Source organism: Segatella hominis (assembly GCF_019249725.2).
GTDB lineage: Bacteria > Bacteroidota > Bacteroidia > Bacteroidales > Bacteroidaceae > Prevotella.
On record NZ_CP137559.1, the window covers coordinates 2,941,603 to 2,959,995 of the forward strand.

18 protein-coding genes are annotated in these 18,393 nt (G+C 40.9%); 11 read left to right on the forward strand and 7 right to left on the reverse strand.

Features of this window, described 5'->3' with window-relative positions; all coding sequences use genetic code 11:
* Positions 1 to 478 precede the first annotated feature (478 nt).
* Complete coding sequence (locus tag KUA50_RS11885; RefSeq protein WP_022109714.1) at positions 479 to 1,552, reverse strand: glycosyltransferase family 9 protein; 1,074 nt, start codon at positions 1,550 to 1,552, stop codon at positions 479 to 481.
* A gap of 124 nt (positions 1,553 to 1,676) precedes the next feature.
* Entirely contained in the window at positions 1,677 to 2,282 is a 606-nt protein-coding gene (locus tag KUA50_RS11890) for a DUF4254 domain-containing protein (RefSeq protein ID WP_218458100.1), read from the reverse strand.
* A gap of 226 nt (positions 2,283 to 2,508) precedes the next feature.
* On the opposite strand from KUA50_RS11890, the gene KUA50_RS11895 reads away from it, so the two are divergent.
* From KUA50_RS11895 to KUA50_RS11935, 9 genes are all read left to right on the forward strand, one after another.
* Positions 2,509 to 2,745 (forward strand): acyl carrier protein, encoded by a 237-nt coding sequence (locus KUA50_RS11895; protein ID WP_006848240.1) that lies wholly within the window; start codon positions 2,509 to 2,511, stop codon positions 2,743 to 2,745.
* A gap of 22 nt (positions 2,746 to 2,767) precedes the next feature.
* Complete coding sequence (gene fabF / locus KUA50_RS11900) at positions 2,768 to 4,030, forward strand: beta-ketoacyl-ACP synthase II (RefSeq protein ID WP_022109716.1); 1,263 nt, start codon at positions 2,768 to 2,770, stop codon at positions 4,028 to 4,030.
* Positions 4,020 to 5,075, forward strand: coding sequence for a ribonuclease III (rnc, locus tag KUA50_RS11905; RefSeq protein ID WP_218458101.1), 1,056 nt, complete (start codon positions 4,020 to 4,022; stop codon positions 5,073 to 5,075). The genes fabF and rnc overlap by 11 nt, the downstream gene beginning before the upstream one ends.
* 201 nt (positions 5,076 to 5,276) lie before the next feature.
* On the forward strand, positions 5,277 to 5,840 hold the full coding sequence (locus tag KUA50_RS11910; protein ID WP_218458102.1) for a hypothetical protein: 564 nt from the start codon (positions 5,277 to 5,279) through the stop codon (positions 5,838 to 5,840).
* 343 nt (positions 5,841 to 6,183) lie between these two features.
* Positions 6,184 to 7,692: a GH3 auxin-responsive promoter family protein gene (locus KUA50_RS11915; RefSeq protein ID WP_022109730.1), complete on the forward strand. Its 1,509-nt coding sequence runs from the start codon at positions 6,184 to 6,186 to the stop codon at positions 7,690 to 7,692.
* 68 nt (positions 7,693 to 7,760) lie between these two features.
* Positions 7,761 to 9,737: an Ig-like domain-containing domain gene (locus KUA50_RS11920; protein ID WP_413777426.1), complete on the forward strand. Its 1,977-nt coding sequence runs from the start codon at positions 7,761 to 7,763 to the stop codon at positions 9,735 to 9,737.
* 6 nt (positions 9,738 to 9,743) lie between these two features.
* Positions 9,744 to 10,556: a DUF3108 domain-containing protein gene (locus KUA50_RS11925; RefSeq protein ID WP_022109732.1), complete on the forward strand. Its 813-nt coding sequence runs from the start codon at positions 9,744 to 9,746 to the stop codon at positions 10,554 to 10,556.
* Positions 10,557 to 10,644: 88 nt separating this feature from the next.
* The gene (locus tag KUA50_RS11930; protein ID WP_218458103.1) at positions 10,645 to 10,800 is read left to right on the forward strand and encodes a hypothetical protein; all 156 of its coding nucleotides are present in this window, start codon (positions 10,645 to 10,647) and stop codon (positions 10,798 to 10,800) included.
* Positions 10,801 to 11,271: 471 nt separating this feature from the next.
* On the forward strand, positions 11,272 to 11,694 hold the full coding sequence (locus KUA50_RS11935) for a TlpA family protein disulfide reductase (protein ID WP_218458104.1): 423 nt from the start codon (positions 11,272 to 11,274) through the stop codon (positions 11,692 to 11,694).
* Between the two features lie 153 nt (positions 11,695 to 11,847).
* On the opposite strand, the gene KUA50_RS11940 is transcribed toward KUA50_RS11935, so the two are convergent.
* The 3 genes from KUA50_RS11940 to KUA50_RS11950 all read right to left on the reverse strand — a co-directional run bounded on the left by KUA50_RS11940 (position 11,848) and on the right by KUA50_RS11950 (position 15,041).
* The gene (locus KUA50_RS11940) at positions 11,848 to 13,269 is read right to left on the reverse strand and encodes an ATP-binding protein (protein ID WP_218458105.1); all 1,422 of its coding nucleotides are present in this window, start codon (positions 13,267 to 13,269) and stop codon (positions 11,848 to 11,850) included.
* Between the two features lie 148 nt (positions 13,270 to 13,417).
* Positions 13,418 to 13,549 carry a hypothetical protein gene (locus KUA50_RS11945; protein ID WP_256624373.1) on the reverse strand — a complete coding sequence of 44 codons (132 nt, stop codon included), beginning with the start codon at positions 13,547 to 13,549 and terminating at the stop codon, positions 13,418 to 13,420.
* A gap of 103 nt (positions 13,550 to 13,652) precedes the next feature.
* The gene (locus KUA50_RS11950) at positions 13,653 to 15,041 is read right to left on the reverse strand and encodes a hypothetical protein (RefSeq protein ID WP_218458107.1); all 1,389 of its coding nucleotides are present in this window, start codon (positions 15,039 to 15,041) and stop codon (positions 13,653 to 13,655) included.
* A 340-nt stretch (positions 15,042 to 15,381) separates the two neighbouring features.
* Here KUA50_RS11950 and KUA50_RS11955 point away from each other — a divergent pair, with 340 nt between their 5' ends.
* Positions 15,382 to 16,323, forward strand: coding sequence for a hypothetical protein (locus KUA50_RS11955; protein WP_022109745.1), 942 nt, complete (start codon positions 15,382 to 15,384; stop codon positions 16,321 to 16,323).
* A 13-nt stretch (positions 16,324 to 16,336) separates the two neighbouring features.
* The gene (locus KUA50_RS11960) at positions 16,337 to 17,632 is read left to right on the forward strand and encodes a LysM peptidoglycan-binding domain-containing protein (protein WP_218458110.1); all 1,296 of its coding nucleotides are present in this window, start codon (positions 16,337 to 16,339) and stop codon (positions 17,630 to 17,632) included.
* A 100-nt stretch (positions 17,633 to 17,732) separates the two neighbouring features.
* On the opposite strand, the gene KUA50_RS11965 is transcribed toward KUA50_RS11960, so the two are convergent.
* Together KUA50_RS11965 and KUA50_RS11970 are read right to left on the reverse strand one after the other, a co-directional pair.
* The gene (locus KUA50_RS11965) at positions 17,733 to 17,975 is read right to left on the reverse strand and encodes a PDDEXK nuclease domain-containing protein (RefSeq protein WP_318346034.1); all 243 of its coding nucleotides are present in this window, start codon (positions 17,973 to 17,975) and stop codon (positions 17,733 to 17,735) included.
* On the reverse strand, positions 17,906 to 18,337 hold the full coding sequence (locus KUA50_RS11970) for a DUF1016 N-terminal domain-containing protein (protein WP_022109747.1): 432 nt from the start codon (positions 18,335 to 18,337) through the stop codon (positions 17,906 to 17,908). Before KUA50_RS11970 ends, KUA50_RS11965 begins: the two co-directional genes overlap by 70 nt.
* Positions 18,338 to 18,393 lie beyond the last annotated feature (56 nt).

Consider the following 18,393-nt stretch of genomic DNA (forward strand, 5'->3'; position numbering starts at 1 on the left):
AAGTGGATAAAAAATGCTCAGAAAGTTTGCATATTTAGTTATCCAAGTCTTTTCCCTACTTATTAAAAACTTATTCTCCTACGTTCTTGTTGGCTCATAATGTTTTAAATGACTTATTAACATTTCCCCAATTCGGTGCAAAGTTAATAAGTTTATATCTTTTTTCGGTCAAAAATCGTGAAAAACTTCCTAAAAACTAAATAATAACCCTGTGGATATCCGCATTTCATAAGTCCGAGACCCGTGTGTGTGGATTTCCTCAAAGTTATTACAGAGTTATTAAGATGGTTATACATACACTTTTCCACGAATTTGTGGAAAACGGAGAGAAGTCTAAAAACAGATAGTCCCACAGATTTCACTGATTTACACAGATCTATTTGAAACCATGTGTAATTCTGTAATATCTGTGGGACTTTACAGGGTGTAGAGTGTGTGACTTATGGCACATCCTCTATATATTTTTATAGTTTATCAGTTACTTTAGCAACTTTTTGATGCGTTCTACAATCATCTCTGGCTCAATATTGTTCAAGCAGGCATAGTCACCTCTCATGCAAGGCTTGTTGCCATAGATGCTGCAAGGACGGCAAGGCAGGTCGATTTGCACGGTATGGAGGATATTCTGATTCCATCCCATAAAGCCTGCATAAGGATGTGTAGCACCCCAAACGCTGACTACAGGTGTGTGAACCAAGGAAGCCAAGTGCATATTTCCACTATCCATGCTGAGCATGACATCCAGGTGGCTCATCAGGTTGAGTTCCTGTGATAAACCGCTGAGTTGTGCAGAAGCATTGATAACTTGTGGGTATTTCCCAGCCCACTCATTCATGATAGGAGTTTCGTCTTTTCCGCCTCCGAAAAGATATAAACGGGCTTGTGGATAACTGTGGATAAGTTGCTGGATAACTGTTTCCATCTTTTCCGTAGGATAAATCTTTCCCTTGTGCGCAGCAAAAGGAGCGATACCGATCCATGGTGCCGCATTTTCCCCAGGTTTGTGGATAATTCCTTCCTGGTCTGTGAATATCTGTTTAGGAAGAGAAGTCAAATCCCCTTTTCCTTCTCCATAGATGGAAGTGAAGTCCAGATCTACAGGATAACCTAAGCGTGCAAAGACATCAGCATAGTTTTGGAAAGAAGTAGGTTGCTGCACAAACTGTTTGTTGTTGGCAGCTATGAGTTTTCTCTTTCCCTTGCGATGCTTGTCGATATGGGCAACTTTAAAGTTATCCAGATTGAATCTCATGCGTAAGTAATCCGAACGGAGAACACTATGCAGGTCGGCAATAGCCGTAAACTGTTTAGCGACGAGGCGTCGGTAGAGAGCATTCAAGCCTTTGATACCTTTATATTCCCCTTTGATGTCAGCCTCCATAAATCCTATGTTTGGTGCAAGATCTGTGAAGAATGGTCTGGCAAAGGGGCGACTGAGTACGGTGATTCTTACGTGAGGATATTGTTTGGCCAAAGAATATACTACTGGTACAGTCATGGCAACATCTCCCATGGCTGAGAATCTGATGACAAGGATATGCTCAGTTTTCATTCTTTTACTTCTATATATAATATAATAATGTATAGGAAAGAATATGAGAAGAAAGAACATCATAGAAACTTTCATCTCATATTCTTTCCGGTTAGGCTTATTTGTGTTGTCTTTGAAAGAATGACTATTTCTGGTTGTAAAGTACAGGGTTTGTAGAAGGGTCGTTGTACATCTTCATCTGTCGATACACCTTCATGTACTTACGTCCAGCCTCGATATCTTCCAGAAGCTGGTCGATAGCTGTGCTCAAATCCACCTGCTGCTCCAGGAGTACATCAAGTTTAGCCTGGCACTTAGCCTTATGCTCGGCAGAAGCCTCAGGGCGCTCCACCTGCTCCTTCATGTGATAGATTTTGAGGGCAAGGATACTCAGTCGGTCAACAGCCCATGCAGGACTTTCCGTATTGATGCGAGCATCATCCTGTACCTTCACGTCTTTATAGATTTCACGGAAATAAGAGTCGATTTGTTCCACGAGATCAGTACGATCCTGGTTACTCTTGTCGATGCGGCGCTTCAAGAGCAGCGCTTCAGCAGGTTCAATCTGTGGATCGCGGATGATATCTTCGAAATGCCACTGAACGGTATCTATCCAACATTTCAAGTAAAGTCGGTTCTCAATACTACCCTCTTCAAAAGGGTTATTGATAGGAGTATCAATGTTATCTTTCACGTGATAATCGTTAATAGCCTGATTGAAAATCTTATTTGCTTTTTCTGTAAATGCCATATCGCTTTAATTATTAGTTCAACTTGTGCACAAAAGTAACTAAAATATTGCAAATAACCAACTAAAAATCAGAAAAAAGCAGATTTTCATGCACAAATTAGGGGTATTTGTGCACTGATATGCACTTTTTTCCTTAAAAAGTTTGCTTATATCAAAAAAAAAGTGTTCCTTTGCACTCGAATTTTTAATTAGAAATCGATTTATAAACATTTTAAAAGTTAAAATTATGTCAGAAATTGAAAGCAAAGTAAAGGCAATTATCGTTGATAAACTCGGTGTTGATGAGGCAGAAGTTAAGCCAGAGGCAAGCTTCACAAACGATCTCGGTGCAGATTCTTTGGATACAGTAGAGTTGATTATGGAGTTCGAGAAGGAGTTCTCTATCTCTATCCCAGACGATAAGGCTGAGAAGATTGCTACTGTAGGTGACGCTATCTCTTACATCGAGGAGAACGCTAAGTAATTTAGCAACTAATTTATACTAAATGGAATTAAAGAGAGTTGTTGTAACAGGTCTCGGTGCTGTGACTCCAGTTGGTAATACTCCTGAGGAGACTTGGGAGAGCCTTTTAGCTGGTAAGAGCGGTGCTGCACCTATTACTCATTTCGATACAACCCTTTTCAAGACCAAGTTTGCTTGCGAGGTTAAAAACCTGAACATCAATGATTGGATTGACCGTAAGGAGGCTCGCAAGCTTGACCGTTATACCCAGTTGGCTATGATTGCAGCTATGCAGGGTGTAAAGGATGCTAATATCGATCTTGAGAAGGAAGACTTAAACAATGTTGGTGTTGTATTTGGTGTAGGTATCGGTGGTATCAAGACATTCGAGGATGAGGTGAAGTACTTTGGTACTCACGAGGAGAACGGTCCTAAGTTCAATCCATTCTTCATCCCTAAGATGATTGCAGATATCGCTTCTGGTCAGATTTCAATCCACTTCGGATTCCACGGACCAAACTACACTACTACATCTGCATGTGCATCTTCAAGCAATGCTTTGGCTGATGCTTTCAACCTGATTCGTTTGGGCAAGGCAAACATCATCGTGAGCGGTGGTGCCGAGGCAGCTATCTGTGCATGTGGTGTAGGCGGTTTCAATGCTATGCACGCATTGTCAACACGTAATGATGACCCTGAGCATGCTTCACGTCCATTCAGCGCAAGCCGTGATGGATTTATCATGGGCGAGGGTGCTGGTTGCTTGATTCTCGAGGAACTGGAGCACGCTAAGGCTCGTGGTGCGAAGATTTATGCAGAGATGGTGGGTGAGGGCGAGAGTGCTGATGCTTATCACATCACAGCTTCTCATCCAGAAGGTCTTGGTGCTAAGCTCGTTATGGAGCGTGCACTTGCTGATGCCAATCTGAAGCCAGAGGATATTGATTACATCAATGTTCACGGTACATCTACTCACGTAGGTGATATCTCAGAGGCTAAGGCTATCAAGGCTGTCTTCGGTGATGCTGCTTACAAGCTCAACATCAGTTCTACCAAGTCAATGACAGGTCACCTCCTCGGTGCTGCTGGTGCAGTAGAGGCTATGGCTTGTGTTCTTAGTGTGAAGAACGATATCGTTCCTCCTACTATCAACCACGAAGAGGGTGATAATGATCCTGAGCTCGACTACAACTTGAATTTCACCTTCAACAAAGCTCAGAAGCGTGAGGTTCGTGCTGCATTGAGCAATACATTCGGATTCGGTGGTCACAACTGTTGTGTAGTATTCAAGAAGTATGCTGAATAATTTAATAGATAGAATAAAGCTCTCTTTCCGCAAGGACAAAGAGCTTTATTTTTCTTTGTACCAGATTCTTGGTTTCTATCCTCACAATATCAGTTATTATAAGATGGCGCTGATGCATAAGAGCATTATGCACCGTAATGCCAAGGGAAAGCCTGTCAACAATGAGCGATTGGAATTCTTGGGAGATGCCGTGCTGGATGCTGTTGTGGGCGATATCGTATATCAACATTTCCCTGGAAAACGTGAGGGATTTCTTACCAATACAAGAAGTAAATTGGTGCAGCGTGATACGCTCAATAAATTAGCCCAGGAGATGGGAGTCAACCAACTTGTTTTATCTAACGGACACAGTTCTTCTCATAACAGCTATATGGGAGGAAATGCTTTCGAAGCTTTGGTGGGTGCCATCTATTTGGACCGTGGTTATGATGCCTGCATGAAATTCATGAAGCAGCGCATTCTGGCAAAAATTATCAACATCGATAAGGTGGCTTATAAGGAGGTCAACTTCAAGAGCAAGCTTATCGAATGGAGCCAGAAGAACCGCGTGAACATTGAGTTTGTATTATGCGACCAAAAGAAGGATGGTAATGGAAATCCGATGTTTACTTTCCTGGTGACGATAGAAGGCATAGAGGGTGACAAGGGCACTGGATATTCCAAGAAGGAAAGCCAGCAGGCTGCTTGTAAGCTTACCCTGGAGCGATTGCGCAAGGAACCGCAGTTTATAGATGCTGTATTCTCTGCCAAGGCCAACAGAACCAAGATGGAAGAGGAACCTGTGGAGAATGTTCCTGATACTGAGGTGAAGGACGACTTCATTATCTCTCAGAATACGGAAACTAAAGAACCGGAGAAGCATGAGAATGTCTTCAAGGAAGAGGTTTTCGAGGATAGGGTTGTCAAGAAGGTAAATACTGTCGAGACAACCGATTCACAGGAAGAAGATGAATTTGATTTGAGCGATATTTCCGCACAGCCTAAGATACAGAGCCGTGAGGACATCATCGCTGCAGCCGAAGCCGCTGCATTTGCAGAGGAATAGGGCAGAAAGAAGAATATATTGATAAAGCCTCGGATAAAATGCTTCCATTTTATCCGAGGCTTTATATTACATGTATCTTTGGTGCAGAAATATATAAATGTTATGGAAAGAAGTATGAGTCCACTTGAAAAAGTCAGAGCACTATCAAATTGAAACTTAGATAGGTGATAAGAAGATTATTCAATAATAATGGTTAAGTATATGAGACACTTAATAATAAAAAAGTTATTACTACTACTTATGTTAGTTTATCCACTAACAGGTGTTGCTCAAACAGAAGTTATTTCAGAAAAGTATAAACTGGAGAAAAAATGTTTGAATAAAGAAATCGTAAAGAATAAGCGATATTCTTATCATCATATAGGTGAGTTTTATAAGTTGAAAGATTTGGAACTTACTAATAAAATAAAACCAAAGTCTGTTGACTTTTCTGCTTTTAGAAATAGGGTTGATGAAATAAAATTCCGTAATGAGGTTTTAAATACAGTAAATAAGCTTCTCTCTCAGCATGAGAAAAAACTCTTATCTGAAAATCAATGCAATTTACTTTTTGCTTTCTATATAGATGAAAGTTATAAGACTATTATGGTAGAAATTGTCAGTTATAAAGAAGTTGATAATATTCTTTCTGTAAGAAAAATAGTTAAAATTATAGATAAAATAAAAAAGAAAAGGTTGAAAGGTATTATACCTATACCTAAAGGGAATTATATCAAACTCACAATAGTGCGGAGATATAATATACTGAGTTCCTTTTTAAAGTGAGCTCATAGATGTTTATGATGACTATTTGGATAGCTATAAAGCTATCAGATATGATAAGATAAAGATGGGTACTAAGTACTTTCCTAATCATTTTATTCCTATCATGAAAAATATCTCTATTAAAAACAGTTTTGGCAGTATCAATGGTTCGTTCTTTAAGGGGAATTTTTATATTGACTTGAAGAAAAATAAGCTATATTACGAATAAAATATGCGAATTCTGAGCCTTAGTCATTCTTCTTTTCTTTTTAAAGTCATATATTTAATATTAAAAATAGTAAAAACTTTCTCTATATGAAAAGTTTAGGTTAATTTTGCAACTCAAAAGATATTAATATCATATATGAGTTTAACAAGTATAGTAAGCAACGTCTTCAAACCTCGCCAAAAGGAGTTGGAGAAGTACCTTTATGATGCAGAACATATGCAGCATAAAGTACTCATGCACCTTATCAATAAGGGCAAAAATACAGAATATGGCGTTAAGCATCTACTAAATACGACTGATAGTTACGAGAAATTCGCAAAAAATGTACCTGTCAATTCCTATGAGGAACTGAAAGGGGATATCGACCGTATGCGCCACGGAGAGCAGGATGTTCTCTGGCCTGGAACCGTGAAATGGTATGCTAAGTCGTCTGGTACTACCAATGACAAGAGTAAGTTTATCCCTGTTTCACGAGACGGATTGCATGGCATCCACTATGCCGGTGGCTTTGATGCTGTGGCATATTATCTCCGTAATAATCCGAAAAGTAAACTGTTTGATGGCAAGAGTCTGATTCTCGGCGGCAGCCATTCACCTAATTATAATGTAGAGGGAAGTCTGGTGGGAGACCTGAGTGCCATCCTCATCGAAAATATCAATCCACTTGCCAATCTGGTGCGTGTTCCAAAGAAGCAGACAGCTCTTCTGAGCGATTTCGAGGTGAAACGCGACCGCATTGCCCGTGAAACGATGAATAAGAACGTAACCAATATCTCGGGTGTTCCAAGTTGGATGCTCAGCGTATTGGTTCGTGTGATGGAACTTTCCGGTAAGAAGCATCTGGAGGAGGTATGGCCTAATCTGGAGGTCTTCTTCCATGGCGGTATCGCTTTTACTCCTTATCGCCAGCAGTATGAGCAGCTCATCACTTCTCCTAACATGCATTATATGGAAACCTATAATGCCAGCGAGGGATTCTTCGGTTTGCAGGATGATCCGTCAGACCCTTCCATGTCGCTCATGGTGGATTATGATGTCTTCTATGAATTTATCCCGATGGATGAATTTGGTACCGACAATCCTACCGTAGTGCCATTGCAGGGAGTGGAGATAGGCAAGAACTATGCGATGGTTATTACTACTTCCTGTGGATTGTGGCGCTATCTCATCGGTGATACAGTCATGTTTACCAGCAAGAATCCATATAAGTTTGTCATCACGGGTCGTACCAAGTATTTCATCAATGCCTTTGGCGAAGAACTGATTATGGACAATGCCGAGAAGGGACTGAAATATGCTTGTGATAAGACTGGAGCCCAGGTGGCAGAATATACGGCAGCACCTGTGTTTATGGACAGTAATGCGAAGTGCCGTCATCAGTGGCTGATAGAGTTCTCTAAGGAACCGGCAAGTCTCGATGAGTTTGCCACATTGCTGGATCAGCATCTGCAGGAAATCAACAGTGATTATGAGGCAAAGCGCTTCCACGATGTTACCCTCCAGCATCTGGAGATTGTGAAGGCCCGTCCTAATCTCTTCAACGACTGGCTCAAGAGCAAGGGCAAGTTGGGTGGACAGCATAAGATACCTCGTCTGAGCAACAGCCGTAAGAATATCGACGAGATGCTCCAGATGAATCAGTAGATCATGGCTTCATCCGGAAGTTTATGATATATTAAAGGATAAGAATAATTAGCAGAAAGGTAAGAATAATGAAGAAGATATTAGATTTTTTAGTTGGAAACAGCCAGAAGGAAAAAACTCTGTTTTTGCCTCTCTATCTGCTTGCTTTTCTGCTTTTGGTTTCCTGTGCCAAGATGGGACAGCCAGATGGAGGATGGTATGATGAAACCCCGCCTAAGGTGATAGGTGCCGACCCGGCAGATGGCGGAGTAGGGGTGAAGAGCAAGAAAGTAAGCATCTACTTCGATGAGTTTATCAAGCTCGACAATCCTTCTGAGAAAGTCATCGTGTCTCCACCTCAGTTGGAGGCTCCAGAAATCAAGGCTGCGGGTAAGAAAATCACCGTCTCTCTGGTCGATTCCCTGAAGCCGAATACGACTTATACCATTGATTTCTCTGATGCTATCAGCGATAACAATGAGAACAATCCGATGGGTAACTTCACCTATAGTTTTTCTACGGGCGAGGCTATCGACACCATGGAAGTATCCGGATATGTGCTTGAAGCTGAAAATCTGGAACCGATCAAGGGTATTTTGGTGGGTCTGTATAGCGATCAGGCTGATTCTGCATTCAAGACCAAGCCGATGCTCCGAGTGAGCCGTACGGATAGCCGTGGCCGTTTCGTAGTGAAGGGTATTGCACCAGGTTCTTATCGCATCTATGCCTTGCAGGATATGGATGGCAACTATATGTTCAATCAGAAAAGCGAGAAATTAGCTTTCTCTCATGACATCATCGTACCTTCCTGCAAGCCGGACGTCAGACAGGATACCACTTGGATTGATACCCTTCATATCAAGTCTATCGCCCAGGTGGATTACACCCATTTCTATCCAGACGATATTGTGCTGAGAGCATTCACCGAAACGCTTACCGACCGCTATTTTCTGAAGTCAGAGCGCAAGGAACCCAACAATTTCTCTCTCTTCTTCAGTTATGGAGATAGCATCCTGCCTACCATCAAGGGTCTGAATTTCAATGAGAAAGATGCTTTCCTGCTGGAGGCAGTAGAGAAGAAGGATACCCTTACTTACTGGTTGAAAGATACTGCGTTGGTCAATCAGGACACGCTGCGGATGGAATTGGCTTATCGCATGACCGACAGTACCGGCGTATTGGTGGATAAGCTTGATACATTGGAGATATTGGCAAAGACTCCATACGCCAAGCGACAGAAACAGCTCAATAAGGAACTGGAAGACTGGACCAAGAAACAGGAAAAACTCAAGAAGAAAGGGGAGCCTTATGATTCCATCATGCCTCTCAAGCCATTGGAAGTGCAGGTGGGCGTCTCATCCCAGTTGGATCCCGATAAGAACATCCGATTTACGTTCCCTACGCCTCTCTCAAAGGCAGATACGGCAGGCATTCATCTTTATGCCAAGCATGATACGCTCTGGTATCGGGCACCTTTCGAGTTTAAGCCGGTTCCGAATAAGTTGAGGGAATATGAGTTGCGAGGTGAATGGCGTCCGAATATCGAATATAGTCTGGAAGTGGATTCTGCGGCTTTCGAAGACATCTACGGATTGGCTACCACGGCTATCAAACAGGGATTCAAGGTATCTTCGCTGGATGAGTATGGTACTCTTCTGGTCAATATCACCAGTTTGACTGACGAACCGCTGCTTGTACAGTTGCTCAATGGTCAGGATCAGGTAGTCAAGGAAGTGAAGGCCATCAATGGTGTGGCAGAATTTTATTATCTGAAGCCACAGAAATATTACTTGCGCCTGATAGTGGACCGCAACAATAACGGCAAGTGGGATACGGGCTGTTATGATGAAGACCAGCAGGCAGAAGAAGTATATTACTATCCTGGAGCTATCGAATGTAAGGCGAAGTGGGATGTCACGGAATCTTGGGATCCTAAGGAGAAACCATTGTCACACCAGAAGCCAGGTGCCATCACCAAGCAGAAGCCAGACAAGGAGAAAAAAGTAAAGAACCAGAATGTAGAGCGTGCCAAGAAACTTGGCATACAATACATTCCTAAAATATGATGAACTATGAAAAGAATGAAGTCATTGTGGATAGCAGTATTACTGCTGATGGTCAGCACTACAGTGTCTGCCCAGTGTACTTTCCGTAATACAGCCTTCAAGTCGGGTGAGTTTCTCACTTACAATTTGTATTACAACTGGAAGTTTGTGTGGGTGAAGGCTGGTACGGCCAGCATGTCTATTGTGCAGAGTACCAGGCATGGCAAGCCCGCTTATCGCACCTCATTGGTGACGAGAGGAAATCACAAGGTAGATGATTTCTTTGTCCTTCGTGATACGCTTTTGAGCTATACGGGTACCGATATGTCTCCGATGTATTTCCGCAAGGGAGCTCGTGAGGGCAAGCGATATACGGTAGATGAGGATTTCTACAGCTATTCTGGCGGCAAGTGTCATGTCAAGATGCATCGTCAGCGCAATGACGGTTCTCATTCCTGGAAGAAAGTCAGCTATGATGATTGCGTATTTGACATGCTGAACATCTTCCTCCGTGCCCGTAGTTTCGATCCTGCCAACTGGAAGAAGGGTTATGTAGTCAAGTTCCCGATTGTGGATGGCGATGGCCGTACTCCTGCCCAGATTAAGTTTGCGGGCAGAGAAACCATCAAGGCCGACAATGGTGTGAAGTATCGTTGTTTGCGTCTGGCTTATCAGGAGTATGAGAAGGGCAAGTATAAGCGCATCGTCGATTTCTACATTACTGATGATGAAAATCATGTACCCGTACGTCTGGACATGTTCCTGAAGTTTGGTAGTGCCAAGGCCTTCCTCATTGGTATGAAAGGCGTGAGAAATCCTGTTACTTCTATTGTGAAGTAAGAAGAGGAGAAAATATAAAAAATACAGTCTTGTTCTATCTAACAAAAAATAGGGCAAGACTGTATTTGTTGTATAACATTGAGTTTTGATGGACGAATATAGTTTCGAGATAGTATTTAGGAATCATTATTCTAAAGCCTACTACCTTGCCTTGCGCATCTTGCATGATGACGAGGCAAGCAAGGATGTTGTATCCGATGCTTTCGAACTGGTTTTGAAAAATATTATTGGCACGGCTATCTGAGAAGATGGTCGTGCTTTTGGCTTTTATAGAGCTGCGCGAACACTTAATCTTTCTGGCTGCTTACTGGTACACAATTCTTCTGTTTCTGCTAAAGTGAATGGATGGAGAGGCATCTCATGAGTAAACCGGTCGTGTAACTTTTATGAAAAACAGCCGATAACGTGCGAAAACATGTTTAAAAACATCAACTTTCGCACACTATCGGCTGTTTTTGCTCTAAAATAATGATATTTGCTGATTTATGAGGCATCACATCATTTCCTTCTTAAACCAGAGTTCAAATACACAGTCGGCAAGAAAAACACCCTGCTTCTCGATGTAGATAATCTCTTTGTCAATCAGAGATTTCTTGATGCGGTCTATGTTTGATTTACTACCTAATGGGAAATCTTCCGTGATGTTTTGAGCGGTAAAGCCTGAGGGTATGCCTTTACACAGCAGACGGACGAACAGGAAGCTTTGCGTAACCTTGTGAAAGAAGATATGCCTGCACCTGATATTACCTTCCAAAATGAAAAGGGTAAAACGCTTCATCTTGATAAGTTAAAAGGCAAAATAACTTTGATTGATTTTTGGGCAAGTTGGTGTGGCCCTTGTCGCAAGGAAATTCCTCATGTAAAGAAATACTATGAGGAGTATAAAAATAAGGGTGTGCAGTTCATAAGTGTGTCTATTGATGCCAAGAAAGATGCTTGGACTAAGGCTTTAAAAGAAGAACAAATGCCTTGGCTACAAGGATGGGCACCAAATTCAGGTAAGGAAGTTTTGAATACTTATCAATTTAATGGTATTCCTTTCCTTATTTTGCTTGATAAGAAAGGCAATATTTATCGTAAGTATTTACGAGGTGAAAAAATCAAACAGGCTATCGAGGATTGCTTAGCTGGTAAATAAATTAACATTGAAAGGAGGTAATAGAATCTCTCTCTTAATATATAGAGGGTGTGTCATAGTGATTTATATGATACACCCTCATTTTCGTTTAGATTCCCTTTAAAAGTCATAATATAAATTCTTTCTTTTCAGACATGAATCCAGATGTTTGACTTAGAACAAATCATCTAATGTCAACTTTGTCGTGATTTGGTCACTATACATTCCTTTGGTGAGTCCAAATGTAGTAATCATTGTTGGAAGGATGGTGCTCGTGGTTTGTGTTTCTTCTTCAAATGCTTCTATTCTATGATTAATCTTGAAAAACTCCTCCTTGTCCAACTGATACTCATGCTCACTATACTTTACCTCACAAAGATTTATCATGTTGTCGGCACGGTCAATAATGATGTCAATTTGTGCACCGTCAGCTAAAGTCTTACTTCTCCAGGAATAATATTCTGTTTTGACGCTTGCAATACCTAAGGCTTTCTTTATCTGTGAGATATGAGCTTGGCAAACACGCTCGAAAGCAAGACCATACCAAGTCTTAACTTCTGAGGATGTAACATTTCTGCTCCAGTAATGTTCATCGGAGCTGTTTTTGGCGATAAATGTATTATAAAAGATAGTATAGAAATCAACTAACTGGTATAGAGCAGAGTTGCTTTTCACCTTTTTTTCTCTAATACTATATTTTCGTATGAAGTCACAATATTCCAAGTCTGTGAGCATATTTCCCAGTCTTCCATTGTTATCGATGTGTAATGCCTTGCTTATCTCTTCTCTTGTCATGCCGGAGGACTTTTTCGCCAAAACAGAGATAATGTCTTGGTAGGGTTGAGCATTGCGAAAAAGTGAATAGAAAAGGCGACGATATTCTTTTTGTAGTTCTGCATTCGCACTAAAGAATAGTCTGTCGAGGCCAAGTGCAGGACTTTCTTCTGGTGAGAAGAGACTCATATAATAAGGTACGCCACCTATAGCCATATATACTTGTAAGAGGCTTAGGCGTTTCCACCTGAATCCATTCTTTTGGAAGTATTCCTCTGTTTCTGCTAAAGTGAATGGATGGAGAGGCATCTCATGAGTAACCCGGTCGTGTAAGCCTCCATGATTATCGATGATATTGCGAACCATCCATGAGGTGGCTGAGCCGCAGACGATGAGCATAATTTGGGATTGCCAGTTAGCCCAACTATTCCAAAAATGTCCTAAGGCATGAACGAAGCCTGCTTTCGGTGTGTCTAAGCATGGCAATTCATCAATAAATATCACGCATCTCTTACCGTCCTGTAACTTGGGTTCCAGAAGTTGGCGAAGCGCAAAGAAGGCATCCAGCCAAGTTGTATTTTTCTTGCCTGTATATCCGTATGTTTTGAGTGCCATGTGGAAAGCGGTGATTTGTTCGTTTTTATTGCCTTCAAGTACACCTGTCATGTCAAATGAAAATTGGTTCTTGAAGTACTGGCGAATCAGAAATGTCTTTCCTATTCTTCGCCTGCCATACATGGCGATAAACTCTGCTTTACCAGAATTGTAATATTTCTCCAGCAGGGTTTTCTCTTGATGTCTTCCGATGATAGTTTCTGCCATATCTTCTTATTTTAGTTATGCTGCAAAGATAGGCATTTTTTATGAAAAACAGCCGATAACGTGCGAAAACATGCTTAAAAACATCAACTTTCGCACACTATCGGCTGTTTTTGCTCTAAAATAATGATATTTGCTGATTTATGAGGCATCACATCATTTCCTTCTTAAACCAAAGTTCGAAGACACAATCGGCAAGAAAAACACCCTGCTTCTCGATGTAGATAATCTCTTTGTCAATTAGAGATTTCTTGATGCGGTCTTGCAGACATTCTTCATTCACTTTCTTCTTGATTTCTGATGCAAAAGTACGCAAAAAAAATAAAGTTCACAAGTTTGTGGACCACAAACTTGTGAACTTTAATATTATTTTGGAAATCAAGAGGTTATAAGTATTTCCACCCCACGATGGCTTGCTCCATCTCCTGGCATAGCTTCTGAAATTTCTGGCAGAGAGAGTTCGACCATTTGGTCATGCCGAACAGCTGCTTCTGCTCCAGAAAATCATCATTATCCCATTGCGTGTAGTCGTAGTCGGAGAAGTAACGCTTGTATTCACGCAAGGTGTCGCCAGAAAAACGCTTGTAGTCTTCTACGTCGCCAAACCAGTAGCTGCTCATCATCTGACGGGCAAAAGCCTCATGAGAATAGTTGCCCAAAAGATTGTGATGCTTCAGTACGCTCCATACGCAGAACCATTGGTTCTTCCTGTTTACTAATTTCACCATCAGCGAAATCGTTTTTCTCAATTCTTCCATTTTTACCGGTCTGCCGTTGAGTACCGTTACAAAAACCTCATTGTCGAACTGCGGTTTTATTTCATTCGGATTCTGACATTCGTAAATTCGCTGTTCCAGAAGTTGCCATTTGGCAGTAGCAGAGAGCAGGCTGATGTATTCTTCTGCAGTAAATGTCAGCCGGTTTACTTCCTTTCCCATCTCGTAGGCATCGTTTACATGGTGTAGGAACGGCAGGAGCAGACTGTCAGGCACTTCGTTTTGCAGTTTGCGCTGTTCGGAGCGCATCTGGTCTATGTTGAGTGTCAGCCGGTCGTTATTATATTCCAGAGTAGAGATATACAGATCGATGTCCATCTTGCCTTTCGGGTCTGTAGTATATTTCTGTACCCCCATTTCGGTGAGTCGTCCAGCCTCGTCGTCCGTAATATATCTTCCGCAAACATCGTTTACCCGTCGGAAATGATAGACCAGATAGCATGAGTAGCCATATAGTTGGAAGATATTCCAGAATCTTTCTTCGGGTTTTACTCCAGGATATTTCGCAAATTTGTTTTTCTTGAGAAAAGTTTTTTCCACGATATTGATGTCTGTTAAGAAATTGGCAATGGAGTTTTCCGACATGCCATCCTCTATGAGCAGTTCATGCAGTTTGGGAAACAGGATGCTCATCTGTGCAGAAAACATGCCGCTCTTATGACCTTCCAGTATTTTGGTGGCCTGATAATTTTCTATTATTTTTTTTAAGAAAGGGCTCATCTCATTGATGACGATCTGGCTGATGTTGTCGATATGGGTCTGATTGATGAACTTGCGCTGGTGGGTCAGGTCGTTGTGCTGCAAAGCGAAATCCTGGTCTGCCATGTAGCAGAGCCTTGAAGCCTTGGTGCATAGAGAGCGGATGTCAAAGTTCATCTCCTGGGTACTGTAGTCTTCCCAGCCTTGCATGAGAACCTGGCACATCATATAAAAGGTGTTCAGTTGTCGGTCGAAAACTTCATAGCTGAACGGTGATTGTTGTTCGTCTTTATCTGTCATGGTTGTATAAATAGCCTGTTGTTACCTGTTTTGTATGGGTAATGACTTGCATGATTTGAATGAATATTATATAGGTGCAAAGATAACTAATTATTTTGGAATAAATAATAAAAATGCTGTACAAAAATGAGCTTTCGTACAGTATTTTCATACTTTTTAAGGGTCTTCAGGAATTTGGAGTGATGAAATATATCTATGATTGATTATAATAATCTCGTATAAGTTATTTACTGTCTTGTTGTTTAGTTGTCTTGTTGTTTGCAAGAAGTCCCAAGTGCGTCAGCGCGATTTTTCACTCTTCACTTTTCACTTTTCACTAATTTTAACGAACTATTGTTTTGTGTTTTGTCATTTTTTTGCTAAATTTGCAAAAATTATTATTTTTAAAAGCGATGATTATGAAGAAAATTACCCCCCCATTTTGTTGCTAGCAATTAGCTTATTGCTAGTTTGTGCTTGTAGTCATGATAAAAATACTACAAGTACCGACCATGAACTAGACTCTTTGCGTATAGAAAATGATAGACTCAAAAAGGACCAAGCAGACCTTAACTCTTTTATCAATGTGTTGTCGGTTAGTATGGATAGTATTACTCTCCAAGAAGATGGCATACTGAAAACTCCTAATAAAGAAGGTATACCTTCAGGGATTGCCTCAAAAGCACAGATCAAACAGAACCTTCATGTTTTTGAGGAAATGTTGAATAGACAAAAACAGAAGATTTCAGAATTAGAGAAAAATCTTCAAAACAAGAATGATGCTCGTTCTTTACAGTTGAAAAGCATCATTCGCTCCTTAAACAATCAGATAGCAGAAAAGGATAAGATGATTTTTCAACTTCGTGCCGATTTGGACAATAAGAATGTAAGCATCGCTAAGATGAAATCACACATATCAACTCTGAATGAGAATGTGGTAGCTCTCAATGATAAAGGTAATGAGTTGGAGAAAGCTTTAGAGACTCAATCTGACATGATGAACGAATGTTACGTGCGTTTTGGAACCAAAAAGGAACTTCAAAAGGCAGGTATATTGTCTGGTTCGGGATTATTCTCTAAAAAGAAGTTGAATGTCGCTAATTTCAATCCAGACTCATTCCGCAAAGTTGATATTCGTTCTTTCCATGAAGTTAAACTCAACAGTGGAAATCCGAAGATCTTATCCCAGATGCCTGCATCTTCTTATAAGTTGCAGAAGAATGAAGATAAGACAACGACTCTTGTTATTCTGGATCCTGCTAAATTCTGGAGTGTCTCAAATTATTTGGTTGTTGAATACTAAAATGCTCAAGTCTATGAAAAGAATATTTTTAGGCTGTGTGTCGTTGATGATGTTGTTTGGCTTCTGTTGTAACAGCTTTGCTCAAACAACACAACGCCATGTTGTGCAACGAGGTGAAACTTACGCTTTCATCGCTAAGAAATATGGCATTACGGAAGATGAGTTGATAAAAGCGAATCCTGGGCATAAAGTATGCTATGTTGGCTTGAAGCTGGTTATTCCAGTGTCAGAATGTGTAGTGGAATCATCAGCTTCCCCAGCTATCGTTTCTGAACAAGAAACACAACCAGTGAAGGAATCGCAAGTGTTGGCAGCTTCTGATTATGAAGTTCCTACTCCTTCTTTGGCAAAACCAAAGAAGGAGAAAAAGAAGAAAAGTGGTAAGTCTTTTTGGAAAGCCTTGGGTTCTATTGCCTCAGGTATAGGAGAAGTTGTAGTTGGTACAACTGATGCTTTGGCAGAAACTGGCTTGTTAGACAAAACTGGTAAGGTGGGTGATGCCTTGGGATTTACAGCTGATGTGACTAATCTTACACAAGGAAAGGTTAGTAATTATATGAGCCAAACTCGTAGTGGAAAAAGAGAAAGCCAAGGAGAAGTCGTGGGGGCTGACATGTCATTACCTTCTGCAACCCAAGTAAATGTAGATTCTAAGTCGGTAGAAGAAATAGATCGACAGATTGCTGCGTTACGTCGAGAGGATGAAACTTTGGAAAAGCAGAAACAGATTACAGGAGTAATGAAAGGATATGATTATACTACGGGCATGTCACGTTCCGAGAAGCGAGCTGAACTACGTAAAGAAGTGGGTAAGATGGGCAATACTGTCACTGGTGCAAATGGAAGACGTGTGAAAGTTGCCAAGGTTAATGGACATACTGGAGTTTATAGGGCTGGTATGGCAACTAGGACAACTACTTCTCGTTCCGTGCAAGGACAAAAACGTCAGTTTGACAAAGAATTGGCTATTGCTCGGCGACAAAAAGAAATTCAACAGCAGATAGCGAACTTACTCGCAAGGAAGGCTGAGTTATTGGGAAATCCTGATATTGCCTATGAACAAAGTGCTTTTGAAGAAGAAAGGTCGAAGCGTAGTAGGGTGTATTCTGACCCTAAAGTCACAAAAGCAAGAAGAAAAGCCGCTAATGTCTATAGTAATCAAAAGATCATGGATGTTGCTAGCGATGAGATTTGGAAACTGGAAAACGATCCAAACTATAGACCAGAGCTGAGTTATGAACAGAGGAAAGCTGAAATAGAACGAAATAAAAAGAAAAAAGAGAACGCTCGTTCAGAAATTAATGATTAGAAGTTGTGCTCGACACGGATTAGGGTAATTTGTAATGAATGTAGAGAGTGTAAAATAAACTGTGTTAAACTATTTTTATTATAGCCTGACACAGTTTATTTTACACTCTCGGATTGTCGTCAGGTTGACATACTTCTGTCTTAAAATAGTTCAGATAGAGATTCATCTGCCCGATGTCACCATGTTTTATCTCTGCTCGCTTTAGGTCAATCAGCACATAGCATTTCAAAATACAATGGTAGAACACCAAATCCACCTTGAACTGTCGGCTTCCTATCTGCATGGAGTATTGTCTGCCCACAAATGCAAAACCACGTCCCATTTCCAAAAGGAACTGCTCCATGTGGTCTTCAACAATTCAAAATAGTGGCTCCATGTCAATTGGTGAGACACTGTCTCACTTTTTGGGAAAGTAAGATAAAACTTACGCATATAAATAAGGTTAGACCTGCTAAAGCCCTTACCGTTCCTTGCTGTTAAATCTTTGGAAAGGTTTATAATCAACTTCTTTCCATATTCTGCTTTTTGCTTTCCTCCCTGCTCATATTCAACAATATACTTTCCTGTCTGCCAGTTGGCATCAAGCAATTCTGTATTGACCGCTGTAATAGCTTTGGCTTTTGATTCACTCCATAGCGTGGTTATGTTGTCTATCAACTTCTGGTAGGCTGCATCATTTATGTTTGTCAACTCTTTATTCTCCATGCTAATCTTTTAGATTTGTGGGACAGCGTCCCACATTTTACACTTCGTCCACATTC

Coding starts and splice junctions, on each gene's coding strand:
- KUA50_RS11885 (WP_022109714.1), bottom strand. CDS start 1,552: ATGAAAACTGAGCATATCCTTGTCATCAGATTCTCAGCCATGGGAGAT.
- KUA50_RS11890 (WP_218458100.1), bottom strand. CDS start 2,282: ATGGCATTTACAGAAAAAGCAAATAAGATTTTCAATCAGGCTATTAAC.
- KUA50_RS11895 (WP_006848240.1), top strand. CDS start 2,509: ATGTCAGAAATTGAAAGCAAAGTAAAGGCAATTATCGTTGATAAACTC.
- fabF (WP_022109716.1), top strand. CDS start 2,768: ATGGAATTAAAGAGAGTTGTTGTAACAGGTCTCGGTGCTGTGACTCCA.
- rnc (WP_218458101.1), top strand. CDS start 4,020: ATGCTGAATAATTTAATAGATAGAATAAAGCTCTCTTTCCGCAAGGAC.
- KUA50_RS11910 (WP_218458102.1), top strand. CDS start 5,277: ATGAGACACTTAATAATAAAAAAGTTATTACTACTACTTATGTTAGTT.
- KUA50_RS11915 (WP_022109730.1), top strand. CDS start 6,184: ATGAGTTTAACAAGTATAGTAAGCAACGTCTTCAAACCTCGCCAAAAG.
- KUA50_RS11920 (WP_413777426.1), top strand. CDS start 7,761: ATGAAGAAGATATTAGATTTTTTAGTTGGAAACAGCCAGAAGGAAAAA.
- KUA50_RS11925 (WP_022109732.1), top strand. CDS start 9,744: ATGAAAAGAATGAAGTCATTGTGGATAGCAGTATTACTGCTGATGGTC.
- KUA50_RS11930 (WP_218458103.1), top strand. CDS start 10,645: ATGGACGAATATAGTTTCGAGATAGTATTTAGGAATCATTATTCTAAA.
- KUA50_RS11940 (WP_218458105.1), bottom strand. CDS start 13,269: ATGGCAGAAACTATCATCGGAAGACATCAAGAGAAAACCCTGCTGGAG.
- KUA50_RS11950 (WP_218458107.1), bottom strand. CDS start 15,041: ATGACAGATAAAGACGAACAACAATCACCGTTCAGCTATGAAGTTTTC.
- KUA50_RS11960 (WP_218458110.1), top strand. CDS start 16,337: ATGAAAAGAATATTTTTAGGCTGTGTGTCGTTGATGATGTTGTTTGGC.
- KUA50_RS11965 (WP_318346034.1), bottom strand. CDS start 17,975: ATGGAGCAGTTCCTTTTGGAAATGGGACGTGGTTTTGCATTTGTGGGC.
- KUA50_RS11970 (WP_022109747.1), bottom strand. CDS start 18,337: ATGGAGAATAAAGAGTTGACAAACATAAATGATGCAGCCTACCAGAAG.